Annotated in this window: 21 protein-coding genes and 1 tRNA gene; 9 read left to right on the top strand and 13 right to left on the bottom strand. The window is 54.7% G+C overall.

The window, feature by feature from the left end:
* Positions 1 to 2 precede the first annotated feature (2 nt).
* From frdC to E2F51_RS09440, 3 genes are all read left to right on the top strand, one after another.
* Positions 3 to 410, top strand: coding sequence for a fumarate reductase subunit FrdC (gene frdC, locus E2F51_RS09450; protein WP_013200475.1), 408 nt, complete (start codon positions 3 to 5; stop codon positions 408 to 410).
* An 11-nt stretch (positions 411 to 421) separates the two neighbouring features.
* Positions 422 to 763 carry a fumarate reductase subunit FrdD gene (frdD, locus tag E2F51_RS09445; RefSeq protein ID WP_134824851.1) on the top strand — a complete coding sequence of 114 codons (342 nt, stop codon included), beginning with the start codon at positions 422 to 424 and terminating at the stop codon, positions 761 to 763.
* 70 nt (positions 764 to 833) lie between these two features.
* Complete coding sequence (locus E2F51_RS09440; RefSeq protein ID WP_134823303.1) at positions 834 to 1361, top strand: lipocalin family protein; 528 nt, start codon at positions 834 to 836, stop codon at positions 1359 to 1361.
* Positions 1362 to 1396: 35 nt separating this feature from the next.
* Here the strand turns inward: E2F51_RS09440 and E2F51_RS09435 are convergent, their stop codons facing one another.
* From E2F51_RS09435 to efp, 3 genes are all read right to left on the bottom strand, one after another.
* The gene (locus E2F51_RS09435) at positions 1397 to 1531 is read right to left on the bottom strand and encodes an entericidin A/B family lipoprotein (protein ID WP_013200472.1); all 135 of its coding nucleotides are present in this window, start codon (positions 1529 to 1531) and stop codon (positions 1397 to 1399) included.
* Between the two features lie 108 nt (positions 1532 to 1639).
* Positions 1640 to 1771, bottom strand: a complete 132-nt coding sequence (locus E2F51_RS09430) for an entericidin A/B family lipoprotein (RefSeq protein WP_134823302.1) — start codon at positions 1769 to 1771, stop codon at positions 1640 to 1642.
* 59 nt (positions 1772 to 1830) lie between these two features.
* Positions 1831 to 2397 carry an elongation factor P gene (gene efp / locus E2F51_RS09425; protein ID WP_013200470.1) on the bottom strand — a complete coding sequence of 189 codons (567 nt, stop codon included), beginning with the start codon at positions 2395 to 2397 and terminating at the stop codon, positions 1831 to 1833.
* 41 nt (positions 2398 to 2438) lie between these two features.
* Between efp and epmB the strand changes: the two genes are divergently transcribed.
* Positions 2439 to 3467, top strand: a complete 1029-nt coding sequence (gene epmB, locus E2F51_RS09420) for an EF-P beta-lysylation protein EpmB (RefSeq protein WP_013200469.1) — start codon at positions 2439 to 2441, stop codon at positions 3465 to 3467.
* A 118-nt stretch (positions 3468 to 3585) separates the two neighbouring features.
* Here the strand turns inward: epmB and E2F51_RS09415 are convergent, their stop codons facing one another.
* From E2F51_RS09415 to E2F51_RS09400, 4 genes are all read right to left on the bottom strand, one after another.
* Positions 3586 to 3939 (bottom strand): DUF4156 domain-containing protein, encoded by a 354-nt coding sequence (locus E2F51_RS09415; RefSeq protein ID WP_013200468.1) that lies wholly within the window; start codon positions 3937 to 3939, stop codon positions 3586 to 3588.
* A gap of 235 nt (positions 3940 to 4174) precedes the next feature.
* Complete coding sequence (gene groL, locus E2F51_RS09410) at positions 4175 to 5818, bottom strand: chaperonin GroEL (protein WP_013200467.1); 1644 nt, start codon at positions 5816 to 5818, stop codon at positions 4175 to 4177.
* Positions 5819 to 5863: 45 nt separating this feature from the next.
* Positions 5864 to 6157 carry a co-chaperone GroES gene (locus E2F51_RS09405; protein WP_012442682.1) on the bottom strand — a complete coding sequence of 98 codons (294 nt, stop codon included), beginning with the start codon at positions 6155 to 6157 and terminating at the stop codon, positions 5864 to 5866.
* Between the two features lie 212 nt (positions 6158 to 6369).
* A complete protein-coding gene (locus E2F51_RS09400) occupies positions 6370 to 6831 on the bottom strand; it encodes an FxsA family protein (protein WP_013200466.1) in 462 nt (153 codons plus the stop codon).
* 361 nt (positions 6832 to 7192) lie between these two features.
* Between E2F51_RS09400 and aspA the strand changes: the two genes are divergently transcribed.
* The 5 genes from aspA to E2F51_RS09375 all read left to right on the top strand — a co-directional run bounded on the left by aspA (position 7193) and on the right by E2F51_RS09375 (position 12808).
* A complete protein-coding gene (aspA, locus tag E2F51_RS09395; protein WP_013200465.1) occupies positions 7193 to 8629 on the top strand; it encodes an aspartate ammonia-lyase in 1437 nt (478 codons plus the stop codon).
* Positions 8630 to 8746: 117 nt separating this feature from the next.
* Positions 8747 to 10048, top strand: coding sequence for an anaerobic C4-dicarboxylate transporter (locus tag E2F51_RS09390; protein ID WP_013200464.1), 1302 nt, complete (start codon positions 8747 to 8749; stop codon positions 10046 to 10048).
* Between the two features lie 207 nt (positions 10049 to 10255).
* On the top strand, positions 10256 to 11980 hold the full coding sequence (locus E2F51_RS09385; protein WP_134823301.1) for a protein-disulfide reductase DsbD: 1725 nt from the start codon (positions 10256 to 10258) through the stop codon (positions 11978 to 11980).
* Positions 11981 to 12043: 63 nt separating this feature from the next.
* Complete coding sequence (locus E2F51_RS09380) at positions 12044 to 12622, top strand: transcriptional regulator (protein WP_013200462.1); 579 nt, start codon at positions 12044 to 12046, stop codon at positions 12620 to 12622.
* 110 nt (positions 12623 to 12732) lie between these two features.
* A tRNA-Phe gene (locus tag E2F51_RS09375) sits at positions 12733 to 12808 on the top strand.
* 88 nt (positions 12809 to 12896) lie between these two features.
* Here E2F51_RS09375 and E2F51_RS09370 read toward each other — a convergent pair.
* Genes E2F51_RS09370 through E2F51_RS09345 form a run of 6 tightly spaced genes read right to left on the bottom strand, consistent with a single transcriptional unit; the run spans position 12897 to position 18739 of the window.
* Positions 12897 to 14297, bottom strand: coding sequence for a VasL domain-containing protein (locus E2F51_RS09370; RefSeq protein WP_134823300.1), 1401 nt, complete (start codon positions 14295 to 14297; stop codon positions 12897 to 12899).
* Positions 14298 to 14339: 42 nt separating this feature from the next.
* The gene (gene tssE, locus E2F51_RS09365) at positions 14340 to 14786 is read right to left on the bottom strand and encodes a type VI secretion system baseplate subunit TssE (RefSeq protein WP_134823299.1); all 447 of its coding nucleotides are present in this window, start codon (positions 14784 to 14786) and stop codon (positions 14340 to 14342) included.
* A 1-nt stretch (position 14787) separates the two neighbouring features.
* On the bottom strand, positions 14788 to 15324 hold the full coding sequence (tssJ, locus tag E2F51_RS09360; protein ID WP_209215540.1) for a type VI secretion system lipoprotein TssJ: 537 nt from the start codon (positions 15322 to 15324) through the stop codon (positions 14788 to 14790).
* Positions 15305 to 16405 carry a type VI secretion system baseplate subunit TssG gene (tssG, locus tag E2F51_RS09355; RefSeq protein WP_134823297.1) on the bottom strand — a complete coding sequence of 367 codons (1101 nt, stop codon included), beginning with the start codon at positions 16403 to 16405 and terminating at the stop codon, positions 15305 to 15307. The genes tssJ and tssG overlap by 20 nt, the downstream gene beginning before the upstream one ends.
* Complete coding sequence (gene tssF, locus E2F51_RS09350) at positions 16360 to 17985, bottom strand: type VI secretion system baseplate subunit TssF (protein WP_134823296.1); 1626 nt, start codon at positions 17983 to 17985, stop codon at positions 16360 to 16362. The genes tssG and tssF overlap by 46 nt, the downstream gene beginning before the upstream one ends.
* 13 nt (positions 17986 to 17998) lie before the next feature.
* Positions 17999 to 18739, bottom strand: a complete 741-nt coding sequence (locus tag E2F51_RS09345; protein WP_134823295.1) for a hypothetical protein — start codon at positions 18737 to 18739, stop codon at positions 17999 to 18001.
* Positions 18740 to 18771 lie beyond the last annotated feature (32 nt).

Raw genomic sequence — 18771 nt, 5'->3', positions numbered from 1 at the left:
AAATGACAACCAAACGGAAACCCTTCCATCGCCCGATGACCGCTAACTGGTGGCAGAAGTCTGGCTATTACCGTTTTTACATGCTGCGCGAAGCCACGGCATTGCCGGCGCTGTGGTTCAGCCTGGAGATGATTTTCGGGCTGTTTGCGTTGAAGAATGGCGAGCAGAGCTGGCAGGCGTTCGTCGCAGTCTTACAACATCCTATCATGCTGCTGATCAATATCGTCGCGCTGGCCGCCGCCTTGCTGCACAGCAAAACCTGGTTTGAGCTGGCACCCAAAGCCCAGGTCATCGTGTTGGGGGGCAAAAAAATGTCTCCCGCCCCGGTGATTAAAGGACTGTGGCTGGCGATGGTGGTGGTCAGCCTGATCCTTCTGACATGGGCACTGCTTATTAAGGAGTCGCTGTGAAAAATAAGGCCATGCGTTCAGATGAACCGGTGTTCTGGGGGCTGTTTGGTGCCGGAGGGATGTGGGCGGCGATCGTCTCACCGGTGGTGGTGCTGCTGGCTGGCATCCTCCTTCCGCTGGGCATCGGCACGGAGCGGGGGCTCAGCTATACGCACCTGCTGCAGGCTGCGCAAACCCTGCCCGGCCATCTGTTCCTGTTTCTGACTATCGTGATGCCGATCTGGTGCGCGCTTCACCGTCTTCATCACGGCATGCACGACATTCGCCTGCACGTTCCCGCCGCGAAATGGCTGTTCTATGGGCTGGCGGCGATCCTCACCGTAGTAACGGCAATTGGGGTGATCACCCTGTAATCCACAGGCGGCAACCCTGCCGCCTAAACTTCCTCTATACTCAAGCTATTCAATCGTAAAGGAATAGCCTATGTCTCTGTGGAAAAATCTGGTTGCCGGCACCGTCGCCCTCCTCTCCGTTGCCTGTAGCACCACGCCGCCCAAGGGCGTGACGCCAGTCGAAGGCTTTAATGCCGATCTTTATCTGGGCGACTGGTATGAAATCGCCAGGCTGGATCACTCGTTTGAACGTGGGCTCGATCATGTCACCGCCAGCTACAGCAAGCGTGATGATGGCGGCCTGAAGGTCATTAATCGCGGTTATAACGTCGAGAAGCAGCGCTGGCAGCAGAGTGAAGGTAAAGCCTACTTTACCGGACCACAGAGCCGCGCGGCCCTGAAGGTCTCCTTCTTTGGCCCGTTCTATGGCGGATACAACGTGATTGCGCTGGATAACGACTATCAGTATTCGCTGGTGAGCGGCCCGAACCGGGACTATCTGTGGATCCTTTCCCGCACGCCGCAGATTTCGGATCAGGTCAAAGCGTCGTTGTTAGCGAAGGCCCGTGATAATGGCTTTGATGTCAGTAAGCTGATTTGGGTGAACCAGGGGAAGTAAACAATGAGGCCGGTGCGGGAGCACCGGCACCGTAATTACTGAGCGCTTTTTTGAATCGCCTGGCCACCGGCTGACACGTCTTCACCCACGCCACGCGTGGTATTACAAGCTGTGAGCACCGAAGAGAGCACCAGTACAGAAAGAATTGAAATAATACTTTTCTTTAACATGAGAATGTCCTTTTAGCGTGAAGTAAAGTACAGCGAATTAAGCATAGCCGTAATTTAACCACATGCTATTGAGGCAGGTAGCAAAAGGACATTTTTTGCGAAGAGAGACTAGTTGGCTGCGTGTGAGATAGCACCGCCGAGGTGTTGAACATCCTCACCAAAACCGTGGAAGGTATTGCAGGCGCTGAGCGCACTGGTCATAAACACTGCGACAGCAATGAGTTTTAACCACTTCATCATCTGATTCAGCTCACATCGTTAAAGAAAAGGGCCTGACAGTCAGGCCCACTTCATCGGGCTTATTTCACGCGAGAAACGTATTCGCCTGAACGGGTATCCACACGGATCACTTCGCCAATCTGCACGAACAGAGGCACTTTCACCACGGCACCGGTAGACAGCGTGGCTGGCTTGCCGCCAGTACCCGCAGTGTCGCCTTTCAGGCCTGGGTCGGTATCAGTGATTTCCAGTTCAACGAAGTTTGGTGGCAACACCTGGATCGGCTTACCGTTCCACAGGGTTACGATACATTCTGCGTTATCCAGCAGCCATTTAGCGGCATCGCCCACGGTCTTCTCTTCAACAGGGTGCTGTTCGAAGGTTTCCGGGTGCATGAAGTGGTAAAACTCACCGTCGTTGTACAGGTAGTTGAGGTTAGTATCTACAACGTCTGCGCCTTCAGCGGAGTCGGTAGATTTGAACGTTTTCTCAACGCGGGTACCGGTCAGCAGGCGACGCATTTTAACGCGTGCAAAAGCCTGACCTTTACCTGGTTTAACGAACTCGCTCGATTCGATAGCGTAAGGTTCGCCTTCGAACATGATTTTAAGACCGGGACGGAAATCGTTGCTAGAATAAGTCGCCATAAAGGCCCTCTACAATTTAATACTGGTACTAAGCCAAAAAAATGGCACACATTGTAACCCTAAAAACCCCTTCGCGAGAAGAATGGTTGCATCAACTTGCGGATGTAATCACCGACCCAAATGAATTACTGCAACTTTTAGGCCTCGATTCGCACCCGGAGCTGACGGCCGGCAGTGATGCCCGACGTCTGTTTGCCCTGCGCGTCCCACGGGCCTTCGCGTCCAGAATGCAAAAAGGCGATCCACAAGATCCGCTCCTGCTGCAGGTAATCACCGCCAGCCAGGAGTTTGTTGATGCTCCGGGTTACAGTACTGACCCGCTCGATGAGCAGAGCAGCGTGGTGCCGGGTCTGTTACATAAATATCGCAATCGTGCGCTGTTGCTGGTCAAAGGCGGCTGTGCGGTTAACTGCCGCTACTGTTTCCGCCGCCATTTCCCCTACCAGGATAACCAGGGAAACAAGCGCAACTGGCAGCAAGCCCTGGAGTATATCCGAGAGCAGCCAGAACTGGATGAGATTATTTTCTCCGGTGGCGATCCGTTGATGGCAAAAGACAGCGAACTGGACTGGCTGATCGGCGAACTGGAGCAGATCCCCCACCTGAAACGCCTGCGCATCCACAGCCGTTTACCAGTGGTAATCCCCAGCCGCATCACCCGCACGCTCTGCCAGCGCCTGGCGCAGTCGCGGTTGCAGGTGCTGATGGTGACGCACATTAATCACGCCCAGGAGATTGATGACGCGCTGCGGGACGCGTTGCAACTGCTGAAGAGCGCGGGCGTGACACTGCTTAACCAGAGCGTTTTGCTGCGCAATATCAACGACGATGCGACCACGCTGGCGACGCTCAGCAACGCGCTGTTTGATGCCGGCGTGCTGCCTTATTACCTGCATGTGCTGGATAAAGTACAGGGTGCGGCGCATTTCTACGTATCGGATGACGATGCCAGGGCGATTATGCGGGAACTGTTGGCCAACGTTTCCGGCTATATGGTGCCGAAACTGGCCCGTGAAATTGGCGGAGAACCGAGTAAAACGCCGCTCGATTTACAGCTAAGACAGGTTTAAGCCCATCCTGAAAACAACAGCGGGGAGGATCATCGATCCTCCCCGCTTTCTTATCTGCTTTAAACACTCTACCGGCAGCGATAACGCGGCCCAGACGACAGAGGCTTTCCACAAACGGTTAAGGGCACTTATACACCTGGCCGCTCATTTTGCTGTCCAGCGGGGCAAAGCTTGACCAGATATTCTGTGTTGGGCTGGTTGCACCGTAAATGGTGTTGCCGCCCATTTCTGCCGCACGGTTGCGCAGATCGTTGGCCGCGCCACGCAGCGAGCTGCTTTCGCCGCCGCCTGCACCGCTCAACCAGTTGCTCTGTTCGCCGGTCAGGTTGCCCAGCAGCTGGCACTCTTTGGCTGGTTGCTGGTCGGTGAAGCTGACGCGCTCACCCGCAGCACTCAGGGTGTTAGAACTGCTGCTACAGCCTGCCAGCAGCGCAGTCGCTACTGAAAGTCCCAGCAAGACCTTAATCCGCATTTTAAATCCCCATTATTATCATCATCAGAATCAGTTCTGAGCGTACCGGAAATCGACAACCTTGGTGAAGCTTCCGTTGCCCAACACAGATAAATCCTTGTTCGGGCTACTGCTTGCGCCATAACTTTACTATCTTCCCCCCAAAAAGAAAAACCCCCGTTATAAAACGGGGGTTTTCAGGAGGCTGCCCTTCCCGTCAAAGACGAAGAAGAGCGTTATAGCCAGCCGGCAGGCATTACATCATGCCGCCCATGCCGCCCATACCACCCATACCGCCACCGCCTAAGTCAGGGGTGTCGCCTTTCGGCAGGTCGGTGATCATGCACTCGGTGGTGATCATCAGACCGGCAACAGAGGCCGCGTACTGCAGCGCAGAACGGGTCACTTTAGTTGGGTCGAGGATACCGAAGTCGATCATGTCGCCGTATTCTTCAGTCTGCGCGTTGTAACCGTAGTTACCTTCGCCCGCTTTCACTTTGTTGGTGACAACTGAAGGCTCTTCACCGGCGTTAGAAACGATCTGACGCAGTGGAGATTCCATTGCGCGCAGCGCAACTTTGATACCCACGTTCTGGTCTTCGTTCTGGCCACGCAGATCGCCCAGTTTAGAAGCCACGCGAACCAGCGCAACACCACCACCTGCAACCACGCCTTCTTCAACCGCAGCACGGGTCGCGTGCAGGGCATCTTCAACGCGCGCTTTCTTCTCTTTCATTTCAACTTCAGTGGCTGCGCCCACTTTCAGAACGGCAACGCCGCCTGCCAGTTTCGCTACGCGCTCCTGCAGTTTTTCACGATCGTAATCAGAGGTCGCTTCTTCAATCTGCTGACGGATCTGAGAAACACGGCCAGAGATAGTTGCTTCTTCGCCAACGCCATCAATGATGATGGTGGTGTCTTTGCTGATCACAACGCGTTTTGCCTGACCCAGATCTTCCAGCGTGGCTTTTTCCAGCTCCATACCGATCTCTTCAGAGATGACGGTACCGCCAGTCAGCACAGCGATGTCCTGCAGCATAGCTTTACGACGGTCGCCGAAACCAGGTGCTTTAACCGCAGCCACTTTCACGATACCGCGCATGGTGTTAACCACCAGCGTAGCCAGCGCTTCGCCTTCAACATCTTCAGCAACGATCAGCAGTGGTTTGCCGGCTTTCGCCACGGCTTCCAGAACTGGCAGCATTTCGCGGATGTTGGAGATTTTTTTGTCAGCCAGCAGAATGAATGGGGTTTCCAGTTCTACTGCGCCAGTTTCTGGCTTGTTGATGAAGTACGGGGACAGGTAGCCACGGTCAAACTGCATACCTTCAACCACGTCCAGCTCGTCCTGCAGGCCGGTGCCTTCTTCAACGGTGATCACGCCTTCTTTGCCGACTTTTTCCATCGCCTGAGCAATCAGTTCGCCCACGGTTTCATCGGAGTTAGCAGAGATGGTACCCACCTGAGCAATCGCTTTAGAATCAGAGCAAGGCACAGACAGTTTTTTCAGTTCTTCAACAGCGTGGATGACCGCTTTGTCGATTCCGCGCTTCAGATCCATTGGGTTCATACCCGCAGCAACGGCTTTCAGACCTTCGTTAACGATAGACTGAGCCAGAACGGTTGCGGTGGTGGTACCGTCGCCTGCAGCGTCGTTCGCTTTAGAGGCCACTTCTTTCACCATCTGAGCACCCATGTTTTCGAACTTGTCTTCCAGTTCGATTTCACGTGCGACAGATACACCATCTTTAGTGATGGTCGGTGCACCAAAAGATTTATCCAGAACCACGTTACGGCCTTTCGGGCCCAGGGTAACTTTTACTGCATCTGCCAGTACGTTAACGCCACGCAGCATTTTTACGCGTGCGTCATTACCGAATTTTACGTCTTTAGCTGCCATCTTAAAATATCCCTTAAATTCGTTTGTTCAGTGAGTTACGCGTAATTACGCTTCAACAATTGCCAGAATGTCGCTTTCAGAAATGATCAGCACTTCCTGGTTGTCGATTTTCTCAGTTTTAGCACCGTAACCTTCGCTGAAGATGACGACGTCGCCAACCTTCACGTCCAGCGGTTTCACATCGCCGCTTTCCAGGATACGGCCATTGCCAACAGCCAGTACTTCGCCACGGGTAGATTTACCGGCTGCGGAGCCAGTCAGCACGATGCCGCCAGCTGATTTAGATTCCACTTCTTTACGCTTGACGATAACACGGTCGTGCAATGGACGAATTTTCATTGATAACTCTCCTTTGAGAAGTCCAATCAGGTTTTTGGGATGAACGCCGGGCTTCACTGGCACCGACCTCGTGACGAAAGAGATAGGGCCTGGCGGAGGGGCTTTCAAGGGGAAAAAAATAAAAATTTCGCTTCTGCGAACCAACTGCGCAAATAACAGGCAATCGTTTCCCCTGAAAAGCAAAAAGGCGGGAAATCCCGCCTTCGGCTCAGTTATCGGCGATCCTCTGGATCGTCGTGTTCAAGCAGTTTGCTGTCTTTTCGCTCGAATTCACCGTCAACGGTGAAGCCACTGTCCGGGCCAGCGCCGGCACCACGCCAGACTTTCAGATGCGGCATCAGCTTCAGCGTCAGATGCTTTTGCACCGGCGGCAGCAACAGCAGCAACCCGAGGAAATCGGTGAAGAAACCCGGCAGCAGCAGCAGGAAGCCGGCGATGATCAACGAAACGCTCTTGATCATTTCCGCGGCAGGGCTGTCGCCCACCGCCAGCTTCTGCTGCATCAGCATAAAGTTTTTCATCCCCTGGTTTTTGACCAGAGAGATACCGATCAACGAGCTGAACACCACCAGCAGCAGCGTCAGCAGCACGCCCATCACGTGGGCCACCTGAATGAAAATGGTGATCTCAATCCAGGCGAGAATAAATAGCACTAAAAACGGTAACCAGCGCACCGCAGTCTCCTGTCTGTCCGGGCCATCTCGCTCACAGCGGGACGGCAAAAAGAGGGATCGTCACGATCGTAGAGTAATGAAATGGGCTCTTACAGAGCATTTTTCAACTACCTTATACGAAATTCATGTTGGTCAGCGGTATGTGACCCGCATCACACTGTGTCGAAGATGGCTGAAAATGAACGCAATTTAAGTGATCTGGATTCAGGCTTTTCGCCCTTAACAGAATATGATCGTGCTCAGTCTACCGCAAATGGATAAAATGTCGGCCGAGGCTGTTCATGACCAAAGATTCACTTTGATTGTGATGATCTACACCGAATGATTGGGTGTATCCGGTAGCAAAAACAAGAAGGTTCTCATGACAAATAGCATTCGTATCGAAGAAGACCTGTTAGGTATGCGTGAAGTTCCGGCAGATGCTTACTACGGTGTTCACACTCTGCGTGCGATTGAAAATTTCTACATCAGTAACAGTAAAATCAGCGATATCCCTGAGTTTGTCCGCGGCATGGTGATGGTGAAAAAAGCCGCCGCGATGGCCAACAAAGAGTTGCAGACCATTCCCCGCCATATCGCTAACACCATTATTCAGGCCTGTGATGAAGTGCTGAATAACGGCAAATGCATGGACCAGTTCCCGATTGATGTCTATCAGGGCGGTGCCGGCACCTCGGTCAACATGAACACCAATGAAGTGCTGGCCAATATTGGTCTGGAGCTGATGGGCCATCAGAAAGGGGATTATCAGTTCCTCAATCCTAATGACCACGTCAACAAGTGCCAGTCCACCAATGACGCCTACCCAACCGGTTTTCGTATCGCGGTGTACACCTCTATTTTGAAGCTGTTGGATGCTATCGGCCAGTTGAGCGAAGGCTTCCAGCGCAAAGCCGTTGAGTTTGAAACCATCCTGAAAATGGGCCGTACCCAGCTGCAGGATGCGGTGCCAATGACCCTCGGTCAGGAATTCCACGCCTACAGCGTGCTGCTGAATGAAGAGATCAAGAACCTGCTGCGCACCGGCGAACTGCTGCTGGAAGTGAATCTGGGCGCGACGGCGATCGGCACACGCCTCAACACCCCGGACGGCTATCAGGCGCTGGCGGTACAGAAGTTAGCGGAAGTCAGTAACCTGCCCTGCGTTCCTGCAGAAGATCTGATTGAAGCGACCTCAGACTGCGGTGCCTACGTGATGGTACACAGCGCGCTGAAGCGCCTGGCGGTCAAGCTCTCCAAAATCTGTAATGACCTGCGTCTGCTCTCTTCCGGGCCGCGTGCCGGGCTGAATGAAATCAACCTGCCAGAATTGCAGGCCGGTTCTTCTATCATGCCGGCCAAAGTGAACCCGGTGGTGCCCGAAGTCGTCAACCAGGTGTGCTTCAAGGTGATCGGCAATGACGTCACCGTGACCATGGCGTCTGAAGCTGGCCAGCTGCAGTTGAACGTGATGGAGCCGGTTATCGGCCAGGCCCTGTTTGAGTCGGTGCATATTCTGACCAACGCCTGTTCGAATCTGCTGGAAAAATGCGTTAACGGCATTACTGCCAACAAAGCGGTGTGTGAGGCCTATGTCTTCAACTCGATCGGCATCGTGACCTACCTCAACCCGTACATCGGCCACCATAACGGCGATATTGTCGGCAAAATTTGTGCCGAGACCGGCAAAAGCGTACGGGAAGTGGTGCTGGAGCGCGGGTTGCTGACCGAAGCCGAACTCGATGATATTTTCTCAACGCAGAACCTGATGTTCCCGGTATATAAAGCCAAACGTTATACCGATGAAAATGAACAATAACAGCTTAACCTGACAGACCTTTAAGGCACGCGCGTTCGCAGAACGACGTGCCTTTTTTTATGGCACAGCCTACAAATTATTAACGGTTAGTTATCAAAAAAACCCAAGGAGCAGATCATGATTGTGCCGGAGTTACTTGTCGTCCTGTTGGCGATTTATCTGGGAGCGCGGCTGGGCGGCATTGGCATCGGTTTTGCCGGCGGTGTGGGCATGTTAATTTTAACGCTCGGCTTCCAAATCAAGCCGGGCGTCATTCCCTTCGACGTCATCGAAATCATTATGGGAGTGATTGCCGCGATTGCCGCCATGCAGGTCGCCGGAGGGATGGATTACCTGGTGAGCCTGGCGGAACGTCTGTTAAGGAAGCAGCCCCGCTATATCACCTTCCTCGCGCCGCTGGTGACCTACTTTATGACGCTGCTGGCGGGAACCGGCCACACGGCATTTTCCACCTTACCGGTGATAGCGGAAGTGGCAAAAGAGCAAGGCGTTCGCCCTTCCCGTCCGTTATCAATCGCGGTGGTCGCTTCGCAGATTGCCATTACCGCCTCGCCAATTTCAGCGGCGGTGGTTTTTCTGGCGGGGATTCTGGAGCCAAAAGGCATCAGCTATCTGGCGCTGCTTGCCGTCTCCATCCCCTCAACCATGATCGCCATTTTCCTCGCGGCGCTGATCACCAACTTCCTCGGCAAAGAGCTGAAGGAAGATGCCATTTACCAACAGCGGCTGGCGAAAGGAGAAACGGTGCTGCGTGGCGCAGGCGTTTTTGAAGCGAAACCCGGCGCAAAACTGTCGGTGCTGCTGTTCCTGCTGGGCATTGTTGCGGTGGTGCTGTATGCCACCGCCATCAGCGATACGGTTGGCCTGATTACCCATCCGGTGCTGCCGCGTAATGAAGCGATTGTTGTCTTTATGCTGACCGTGGCGGCGATTATCTGCTTCACCTGCAAAGTGGATACCGCCAAAATCCTTTCTGCCAGCACCTTCAAATCCGGCATGAGCGCCTGTATTTGCGTGATGGGCGTGGCCTGGCTCGGCGATACCTTTGTCAAAGCGCACATTAGCGAGATCCAGCAGGTGGCAGGCGATCTGCTGACCGATTATCCGTGGATGCTGGCAGTGATCCTGTTCTTTGCTTCCACCCTTCTCTACTCACAGGCCGCGACCACCAAAGCCCTGATGCCTGCCGCGCTGATGCTCGGCGTTTCGCCCATCACCGCCGTGGCATCATTCGCTGCCGTCTCCGCGCTGTTTGTCTTGCCAACCTACCCTACGCTGCTGGCAGCGGTAGAAATGGACGATACCGGTTCAACGCGCATTGGCAAGTTTGTCTTTAACCACTCGTTTATTGTGCCAGGCACGCTGGCCATTGCACTGTCCGTGCTGTTTGGCTTTATCTTTGGGCATCTGATTCTATAGCCACAGACGGCCCCGGCACGCGCTGAACAAGGGCGGAGTGAATTCCGCCCTGCTTTCGCCGGTTACATCCTGAAAAACTCCCTGCCGTAACGCCATGTTATAGTCTGCCCGCCCCGAGGATACCCCTCTGAGCTCCGTCAGAGCGCTGCCGGACGTGCTTGCGTCCTCTGCCCGACTCAGCCCAACATGGAGAATGTGGTTACCGTTATGTCTAAGCGCATTACAACACTGATTTTTATCCTGTTCACAACGCTGTTCAGCCTGAATGCGGCGGCTTCGCTGTTCGGACAGAACGGCAACCATTTCGGCACGGTTGACCAGGCCTTCGCTTTTGACTTCAATCAGCAAGCCAACACGCTGACCCTGAGCTGGCAGGTTAAACCCGGTTATTACCTCTATCGCCAGCAGATCAAAATCTCGGCTAACGGCGCAAAACTCGCCGACTTTACCCTCCCTGAGGGCACACCTCATGAAGATGAGTTCTACGGTAAAACCGAAATTTACCCCGAAAGCCTGACGCTGCCCTTAATCCTGCAGCAGGCGGATAAAGGGGCGACGGTAAGCGTCACCTATCAGGGCTGTGCCGCCGCGGGATTCTGCTATCCGCCGGAAACACGCAGCGTGCCGCTGGATGAAGTGAAGGCCGGTGATGCCACCCCGGCTTCTCAGGCAGCGGCTTCGACACCTGCACCGGTCAGCGTCCAGACCGCACCGACTGAAAACCTGCCGTTTTCGCCGCTGTGGGCGCTGCTGATCGGTATTGGTGTCGCTTTCACCCCTTGCGTGCTGCCAATGTACCCGCTGATTTCCGGCATTATTCTCGGTGGCAATCGCCAATATTCGGCGGGCCGTTTGTTCGCCCTGGCGATGGTCTACGTGCAGGGAATGGCGCTGACTTACACGGTGATGGGCGTGATCGTGGCCGCCGCTGGCCTGCGTTTTCAGGCGGCACTGCAGGCCCCGGCGATTCTGATTGGCTTGTCGCTGCTGTTTATTCTGCTGGCATTGTCGATGTTTGGCCTGTTCACGTTGCAGCTCCCTTCCTCGCTACAAACCCGTCTGGCGCTGTGGAGCAACCGTCAACAAGGCGGATCGCTGACCGGGGTGTTTTTAATGGGGGCACTGGCCGGACTGATTTGCTCTCCGTGCACCACGGCGCCGCTTAGCGCGATCCTGCTGTACATCGCCCAAAGCGGCAATATGCTGGCGGGTGCAGGTACGCTCTATCTTTACGCGCTGGGAATGGGGCTGCCGCTGATTGCCGTGACGGTGTTTGGCAACCGTCTGCTGCCGAAAAGCGGTGCCTGGATGCAAACCATTAAAGAAGGGTTTGGTTTTGTGATCCTTGCCCTGCCGGTATTTCTGCTGGAGCGCGTGATTGGCGATCAGTGGGGATTGCGGTTATGGAGCCTGCTGGGTGTCGCCTTCTTTGGCTGGGCCTTTATCAGTCTGAAGTCGAACAATGGCTGGCTGCGCCTGGGACAAATCGTGATGCTGGCAGCAGCGCTGGTTGCAGCACGTCCGCTGCAGGACTGGGCATTTGCTTCGCCCGGTCAAAATGCGGCTATCGCGCACCTGAACTTCACCCGGATTAGCGATACCGAGCAGCTCTCCCACGCGCTGCAAAACGCGCAGGGGCGTATCACGATGGTCGACCTTTACGCTGACTGGTGTGTGGCCTGCAAAGAGTTCGAAAAATACACCTTCAGTCCGCCTGAAGTCCAAAATGCCTTGGGCCATACCCAACTGCTGCAGGCCGATGTCACGGCCAACAATGCCCAGGATAGCGCGCTGCTGAAACAGCTGCAGGTGCTGGGTTTGCCGACCATTTTGTTCTTCGATGCCAACGGCCATGAGATCCCCCATTCTCGCGTCACCGGCTTTATGGATGCCGCCGCGTTTCAGCAGCATTTGCAGAAACTGGCGCAGTAAACGACACTAAGGCGTGATTTCCCGGTTAAGAACCGCGAAACGGGCATTCAAGAGGAGAGTCACTTGCAACGTGAACAGGTACTCGAGCATGCGCTGAACGTACTCGAGCAAAAAGGCCTGGCGGCCACCACCTCTTTCGCCGATATGGCGCAGGCGGTGGACTGCCAGTTAGAGGATCTGCAACGCTTCTGGCCAGACCGCGAAGCGCTGCTGTATGACGCCCTGCGTTATCACAGCCAACAGATAGATATCTGGCGACGTAAGCTGTTGCTGGATGAGACGCTGAATGCAGAACAAAAGCTGATGGCGCGCTATCAGGTGCTGGAAGATGCGGTAAATAATCACCGTTACCCTGGCTGTTTGTTTATTGCCGCCTGCAGTTTTTATCCGCAGCCGGATCATCCCATCCATCAGGTGGCTGACTTCCAGAAACGCGCCTCCTGGCAGTACACGCACGATTTGTTATCCGCGCTGGAAACCGACAATCCCACGCTGGTTGCCCATCAGATGGAGTTAATCCTTGAAGGCTGCCTCAGCCGTCTGTTGGTGACGCGGAACGTACAGGAAGTGGTGACGGCCCGCACGCTGGCGGAGGATGTGCTGAGCATTGCGTTGTGTCGTAAGAATGGTGCGCTGGCCTGAGCAAAAACCGCGCCGACTGATTGAAAAGCAATCACTCAGTCGCGCTTTACGGGATTTTTGTGACAAAGCCGTTGACGCCAGACGGCCTTTACGGTTTAATGCGCCCCGTTGCCCGGATAGCTCAGTCGGTAGAGCAGGGGATTGAAAATCCCCGTGTCCTTGGTTCGATTCCGAGTCCGGGCACCATATTTATAAGGCCTTGCTGAAAAGCGAGGCTTTTTTCGTTTCTGGCGCCCGGTAATCTTTTGCACGTATGCCCCACCCCTTTCCCTTGTCAGACGCCTTCCTGTTTTGAAGCACGCTGTTTTAATTCTGCATAACTCGCCGTTAGCTGCTTCAGATGCATCTCCAGCTGCGCTATAGCTGCAGCTGGCAAAGGCTGTCCCGTGGGCGTTTGTGACAATGCTCGCAGCTGCTCCTCAGCCGGAATCGATTGATTAAATGACTGCAGGGTGGCAAACACGGCGGATTTCAGTTCGCTGACCGTCATGTATTTCCCCTTCTGTTCATCCAGCCTGCTCAGCCGCTCACTCAGTTGCGTCAGCTTCGTCATCCCCTGATGCCAGCCAGACAGGCTTTCGGCTGACAATGCATTGGCCTTCTGCTGTTGCTGCCACGCCTGCACCAGCGGTTTGGCCTGCTCCGGCCACAGTATCTGCGCCTGTTCAACCAGCTGACGACCGTAATCGATATTCCAGCCCGGCGGTAACTGCGCCAGGCTGGAAAGCTGCCGCTGGGTTTGTGCAATTTGGGGCGGTAACGACGCTTGCTGGCGCAGGCTATCCCGCTGGGCGGGAGAAAGAATCACGGGCAGCGGGGCCAGCGATGCCGCCAGCTGCGCCTGCAGCGGGTCAGGCCGGTGGAAAGCATGCCATCCCCACAGCGCGGCGCTTCCTGCCGCCAGCATGGTAATCACCCCCAACGCAAACGGCTTCCAGGATTTTGCCGGTGCCGGCAGCGTCGTCAACACGGCCACATTCGGCTGAGGTTCCGGCTGCGCCACATACACCCACTTAACCGCGTTAATGCGCTCATATTTCTCTGCCGCCGGACGACCGGACGGGGCACTAACCCAGCTTGCCTGGCCGTCAGTTGCCGGTGCGGGCAGCACAACGCCGGGTTGAATCGCAGTGCACGTGCCAGCGGCGCCGTCACTGTTTTCCAGCCGGACAGCGCTGTTATGCATCTGGCTACGCAATGCATCAAGCTGGCTAAGATGCTTAAGCTCCAGCCGCTGGAGAATGTCCCCCAGACGGGTGAGCTGCTGTTCGGCACGATACAGCTGACTAAGGTCGCTGTAGCTCAACGGTAAGGTGCGCATCAGCTGCTGGATACGCTGGCTCAGACCGCTGAGGATCTCCATACGGGCGTGCACAGGCTGCGGCCAGAGCGCGCCCCACTGATGGCTTATCAATGCCTCCAGAATAGACAATCCTTCATTCAGGCCAAACAGTCCGGCCAGCTGCGTGCGGGCGAGCGTGTACCAGGCCGCCGTCTGTAGCTCCACGCCATTTTGCTCAAACAGCGAAAGACACAGTTTTTCGGCATAGCGCCAGTTCACATCGGGCCGCGCAGGATGGGACAGCTTGCTCAGCTCATCACGCAGGGCGGCATAATCCGCCAGCGTACGCGGGTCGTTACCGGTTTTAAGGTAACGTTCAGAGACGTGTGTCATGGTGGTAACTCAGGTAAGAGGGAAAATAAAGGCAGCCGCGAATCAGGACGCTGACGTCCGGGGAACGAGGAATTGCTGTTGTCTCATATGCCGGATGAGCACCCGTCCTTCAGGCATAAATTCGGTACCGTAGCGCACAAGGCCGAAGCCCTTCAGCTCTGCATCGATGGCGTAACGCAGTTCGCCGGGGAGGGTCTGTTCCAGCATAGTCACCTTAATACTCTTCAGGCGGGGTTCATATTTCAGCAATACCCCGGAAAGTGCAGCCATTAACTGGTGGGCGGTCCCGGGAAGCCCTTGCAGGATTTGGGTCATGTCGGGCAGGCCGTAATCGGGCAGGTGGGCCAGCGTGCCTGCACGGCTGTTGAGAATGCGTTGCATATTGTCGAGTACCGACAGGATGACCTGGTTCTCTTCACTGACCTGATGCAGATCAAGACCTCCGGTGAAGTTGCCAAACAGCATTTCGTACAAAGAGGGACGCGGCATGTCAGTCATCCTTCATCGGTTTGAGCGTCAGGCTGTTGTTACCGGCTTCAATAATTCTGGCCTTATCCGGGCTGAGGTCATCACGGGAGAGGATCACACGCCAGGTGTTGTTCACCTGATCCGGTGATATAAACATCCCGGCGACTGCCACATACTGCGCATTTTCCTCCATCGGCATATCCACTATCATCGCCCCGCCGGGTTGCAGACGGATATCCTTCTCAGCCACAAGGTCAGCCTTCAGGGCCTGGCTGTCAGCGGCAAACAGTGACGGGTAATCGGTGGAGTCGAAAGCCTTCCGGTCTTTCAACTGATAAATACGCACCACCGTGGACAGCGCCATGCCGCCAGCGTTGTTGTTCATGGCTTCACGTGCGCGAATATCAAGATGCAGGATTTTTACCTGCTTATAAAAAATAGATTTGGTCACAGCCACGGTGCCGTCCGTGACTTTCTGGGTCAGGCCGCAGCCGGCCAGCAGCATCGCGATGCCCGATGCCAGTACAACCAGGGTGGTTTTACCAGAGGTAATCGCCATCTTCATCAGTCTCCCTGCGGTGAATGTTTTCCTGAACCCGCTCATAGCAGCCCAGATTTATGGTGAGTGTTTTGGGGTGCTGTGTCGCACCCACATTGAGGGGGCGCAGTATGGCGGTGCGGCCCAGCTGAACGGCACAGGCGCGTGGCTGGCTGCTCATCGTTGCATCTGGCAGCAGACGCCTCGCGACACAAAGCTGCAGGCGGACATCCAGACGGGCGCCGAGATAAACGTGCAGCAGTGCCATTAAATCGGTGTGGAGGTCGCCTCCGGGGAGCCAGCCCTGAACTTCCTCCGGACAGGTAGTCGTCAGTTGCATCAGCACCTGACAATTCACATCGGTGGCGTAGTGACCCATCACCGGGCGATGTTTCAGCGTAACCGGCTGGCTGACACTCATTGTCAGCGGCTTTTTCAGCGGCACGCGACGTTTATCGTGGTGCCAGATTTTTGCCTGGGTATTCGGTGCCAGCAGGCGTACCAGTGAGGCCATACCTTCCGCGGTGCGGCTCGGTAACAACATCACCGGCAGCAGCGCCAGAAAGCGGGATGCCGGCGTGGCGATATTTTCCACACACCCGCCAATACCGAGTCCCGCCAGCCCAAACAGATACTGTGACGTTCTGTCCTTCCCTCCCTCCTCAAAGGTCGCCGGGTAAGAGTATTTGCGCCAGATACGGTAGTACTGAGCAATCAGGCCGTGGTTGAAGATATCGAGGAAGTCCGCCGTGGCTTCATAGCCTTCCCGCCGCTGGGTGACATCGTCGATATAGTGCGTCGGCAGCGGCGATTCCACGCCATAGAGTCCCATAAAGGTGACCCTGACGGTCGGCGGCAGATGCGGCTGCTCTGAAGGCTCCAGGTCTTTGATTTCCGAGGCCGGAAAGCCCATCCCCGAATGAGGCCGAAAGCGCACCGGTTCGTGACGGACCTGCCAGGTGCTACCGATGACCGGTTTATCAGGCTGGCTCTGCTCCAGCAATTGGCAGAAGCGGTAAAAATTGATATAGGGTAGCCGGTCGCCCAGTGTTTCCATCAGCCGGGCAGGCGCGGACTGTGATTCTCTTTCCACCGGATGCATTTTCCTTCTGGCTGAACAATCATGGTGAGCTGGTTAAACTGGTTCATGTCGGCGTAAAGCGCAAAGAAGCGGTTGAGCAGTTCACCGAACAAATGAACGTCACCTTCCCCGGTAAAACCGTTGCTATCGAGGGTGACTTCAATATCCAGCCCGCGCAGCAGATATCCCTCCTCGAAACGCTGGATGCGGTGATGCTCGACACGTTGTATCGCCTCCAGGCGTCGGTTATTCAGCTCATCTTCCTGCCAGTTGTACAGTGCCAGCGTCCCGCGCAGGACTTCCGCACTGCTCATCATATTGAGAAAACTTGAACCCAGATGGCTCAACACCCGCCAGTGAAAGCGGTCCTCTGCGGGTGGGTAGACCGGCAGCGTGGGTTTACAGAGGTTTTTGACGGACATTGTCGTCTGCATCACCTGCTCACACCGGTCGAGCAATGTGCTCTGCAGGGCGCGACGCGGCAGCTGGCCGTTGGTACCGGTGATTTGCAGCGATACGGTTTCCCGCTCAACCGCCTTATCCTCTTCCCATTGCATCCCGCCCAAAATCAGCCAGGTGTCATGCAACCCGGTAACACCGCGCTTCACGCGGGTGTGGTAATAACGCGGTGGTGCATGACGGCGCATCATGCCCCCTTTGTGGCGGAAACTGCTGAACGGCACATACTCGGCATCATCCGTGCGCTTTGACCCTGTCACCGAATCCACCGCGTAAATTTCGGTATGCCCGTCCTGCAGGCGTTTTGGCCGTAACAGGTATTCACTTTCGAGTCCCGAAATCGTCAGGGGATCGGCTTCCAGGCCATTGAGATGAACAAACATAAACTTGTCGCGGAAGGTAAAGTATTCCAGCAGCAGCTGGTAACCGCTGAAGCCCGCGTCACCTTTCGGCCACAGACCTTCCTCCTCACCGAATCCGCCCGGTGAAAACCAGCCATCCAGCCGAATGCGATCCGCTTGTCCGGGAAGGCGCATGTAGAGTGAGGCCAGCCGACGGGTCAGCATCATATGCAGCTGGCTGCTGACCGGGGCATCTGCGGCCAGATACAGGCTCAGGCGACCGAGGTCTGCCTGCGACCAGTCAGCCTGTCCGCTGCAGGCAAAACGCATCGCGAGCCGCGACCGCCCATCAGGCTCGGTGGCCATGGTGACGCCGGATATGCTGAGCGGATTGAGCATCATGTCGCGGGTAGTACGGTACCGGCAGACGGTATTCTTTGGACCTATTGGTCGGGAGGTGATCTCCAACCCGGCCGGCACCGGTTCGGCCATTTTCATGGCCTTCAGGTCGGGGGTAAATGCGACCACAGATAAAGAGGGGATGGTGCGCAGGTAGTGTGGCCAGAGCATACTGACCAGCCCTTCGGTCAGTTCCGGCAGGTCGTCATCAATCTTTTCACGCAGACGCCCCATTGAGAAGGCAAACCCTTCAAACAACCGCTCGACATAAGGGTCCGGGGTTCCGGCTTTATCCAGGTCGAGCATCGCCGCCCTATCAGGGTGGGTTTGGGCAAACTCTTTCGCCGCTTCTCGAAGGTAGCGCATTTCCGCGTCATAATAGCGCAGGGTTAAGTCGTCCATAAAAGTCCAGGCTTTAATGTATAGGAGGGTTACTGATGAGCCCTAATAAACGGAGAGATATCGGGAAAAAAATAATATCAGCAACGGCAGTGAATGGTGTTAAAACAACGTTTGTCGCCAAATTCATGGGATGGAAGTTTGTTGAGTTATCTTCTGAATAAAATTGAACTTTGTGTTTCTTATCCAAAAAATCCCCTTTACTAAATATATTGTTATTTTTCCCTCTGGGAATAATAACGCCTTCTATATGTACTTGTTTAACATACCTCCCACCATTGTTCCAAAAACCTGCCAGCTTAATAGTATTTAGATCGTACTCAGAAATACTGCCGTAACTTTTATCAACCCAAACCGCAAGGGTGTCAGAAAAATGCATTACAGCATCATCTTTTCCGAAACGTGTGAGCTTTAGCCTTACACCATCATATTTTTCAAAACCTGAAACTAGAGGTACGAGGGTGGAGATCTTATCTAAGGACATTAGTTCTATTGCTCCTCGGGTCAGAATGTAAATATTTTTTTCTCCCAAAAAAGCGATCCCCTCCGGGGGTATATCCAGTGTGACTTTGGATTCTCCCTGTAAAACTGATGCTGCAAGGTTTTTGTACTGAAATACCCCATCGACATTATCCTGAACCTGAACATGTTTTTCCGTACGTTTGTCAGCAACTTTGTTCTCACCCCACAATGCTACAGTGCAACCCGAAAGCAATAGCAGAGCACCTAAACAGGCAACCATTTTTACGATTTTCATTTATTTTAACTTCCATTAAACAACTGCATATT

This window comes from Erwinia sp. QL-Z3, assembly GCF_004551645.1.
Taxonomy (GTDB): domain Bacteria; phylum Pseudomonadota; class Gammaproteobacteria; order Enterobacterales; family Enterobacteriaceae; genus Erwinia; species Erwinia billingiae.
The sequence above is the reverse complement of the archived record's forward strand: the minus strand, read 5'-3'. Positions and strand labels throughout refer to the sequence as shown.

What these genes read in the sequence shown, in the direction of transcription:
- frdC (WP_013200475.1), top strand. Translation starts at nt 3, where the DNA reads ATGACAACCAAACGGAAACCCTTCCATCGCCCGATGACCGCTAACTGG.
- frdD (WP_134824851.1), top strand. Translation starts at nt 422, where the DNA reads ATGCGTTCAGATGAACCGGTGTTCTGGGGGCTGTTTGGTGCCGGAGGG.
- E2F51_RS09440 (WP_134823303.1), top strand. Translation starts at nt 834, where the DNA reads ATGTCTCTGTGGAAAAATCTGGTTGCCGGCACCGTCGCCCTCCTCTCC.
- E2F51_RS09435 (WP_013200472.1), bottom strand. Translation starts at nt 1,531, where the DNA reads ATGTTAAAGAAAAGTATTATTTCAATTCTTTCTGTACTGGTGCTCTCT.
- E2F51_RS09430 (WP_134823302.1), bottom strand. Translation starts at nt 1,771, where the DNA reads ATGATGAAGTGGTTAAAACTCATTGCTGTCGCAGTGTTTATGACCAGT.
- efp (WP_013200470.1), bottom strand. Translation starts at nt 2,397, where the DNA reads ATGGCGACTTATTCTAGCAACGATTTCCGTCCCGGTCTTAAAATCATG.
- epmB (WP_013200469.1), top strand. Translation starts at nt 2,439, where the DNA reads ATGGCACACATTGTAACCCTAAAAACCCCTTCGCGAGAAGAATGGTTG.
- E2F51_RS09415 (WP_013200468.1), bottom strand. Translation starts at nt 3,939, where the DNA reads ATGCGGATTAAGGTCTTGCTGGGACTTTCAGTAGCGACTGCGCTGCTG.
- groL (WP_013200467.1), bottom strand. Translation starts at nt 5,818, where the DNA reads ATGGCAGCTAAAGACGTAAAATTCGGTAATGACGCACGCGTAAAAATG.
- E2F51_RS09405 (WP_012442682.1), bottom strand. Translation starts at nt 6,157, where the DNA reads ATGAAAATTCGTCCATTGCACGACCGTGTTATCGTCAAGCGTAAAGAA.
- aspA (WP_013200465.1), top strand. Translation starts at nt 7,193, where the DNA reads ATGACAAATAGCATTCGTATCGAAGAAGACCTGTTAGGTATGCGTGAA.
- E2F51_RS09390 (WP_013200464.1), top strand. Translation starts at nt 8,747, where the DNA reads ATGATTGTGCCGGAGTTACTTGTCGTCCTGTTGGCGATTTATCTGGGA.
- E2F51_RS09385 (WP_134823301.1), top strand. Translation starts at nt 10,256, where the DNA reads ATGTCTAAGCGCATTACAACACTGATTTTTATCCTGTTCACAACGCTG.
- E2F51_RS09370 (WP_134823300.1), bottom strand. Translation starts at nt 14,297, where the DNA reads ATGACACACGTCTCTGAACGTTACCTTAAAACCGGTAACGACCCGCGT.
- tssE (WP_134823299.1), bottom strand. Translation starts at nt 14,786, where the DNA reads ATGCCGCGTCCCTCTTTGTACGAAATGCTGTTTGGCAACTTCACCGGA.
- tssJ (WP_209215540.1), bottom strand. Translation starts at nt 15,324, where the DNA reads ATGGCGATTACCTCTGGTAAAACCACCCTGGTTGTACTGGCATCGGGC.
- tssG (WP_134823297.1), bottom strand. Translation starts at nt 16,405, where the DNA reads ATGCATCCGGTGGAAAGAGAATCACAGTCCGCGCCTGCCCGGCTGATG.
- tssF (WP_134823296.1), bottom strand. Translation starts at nt 17,985, where the DNA reads ATGGACGACTTAACCCTGCGCTATTATGACGCGGAAATGCGCTACCTT.
- E2F51_RS09345 (WP_134823295.1), bottom strand. Translation starts at nt 18,739, where the DNA reads ATGAAAATCGTAAAAATGGTTGCCTGTTTAGGTGCTCTGCTATTGCTT.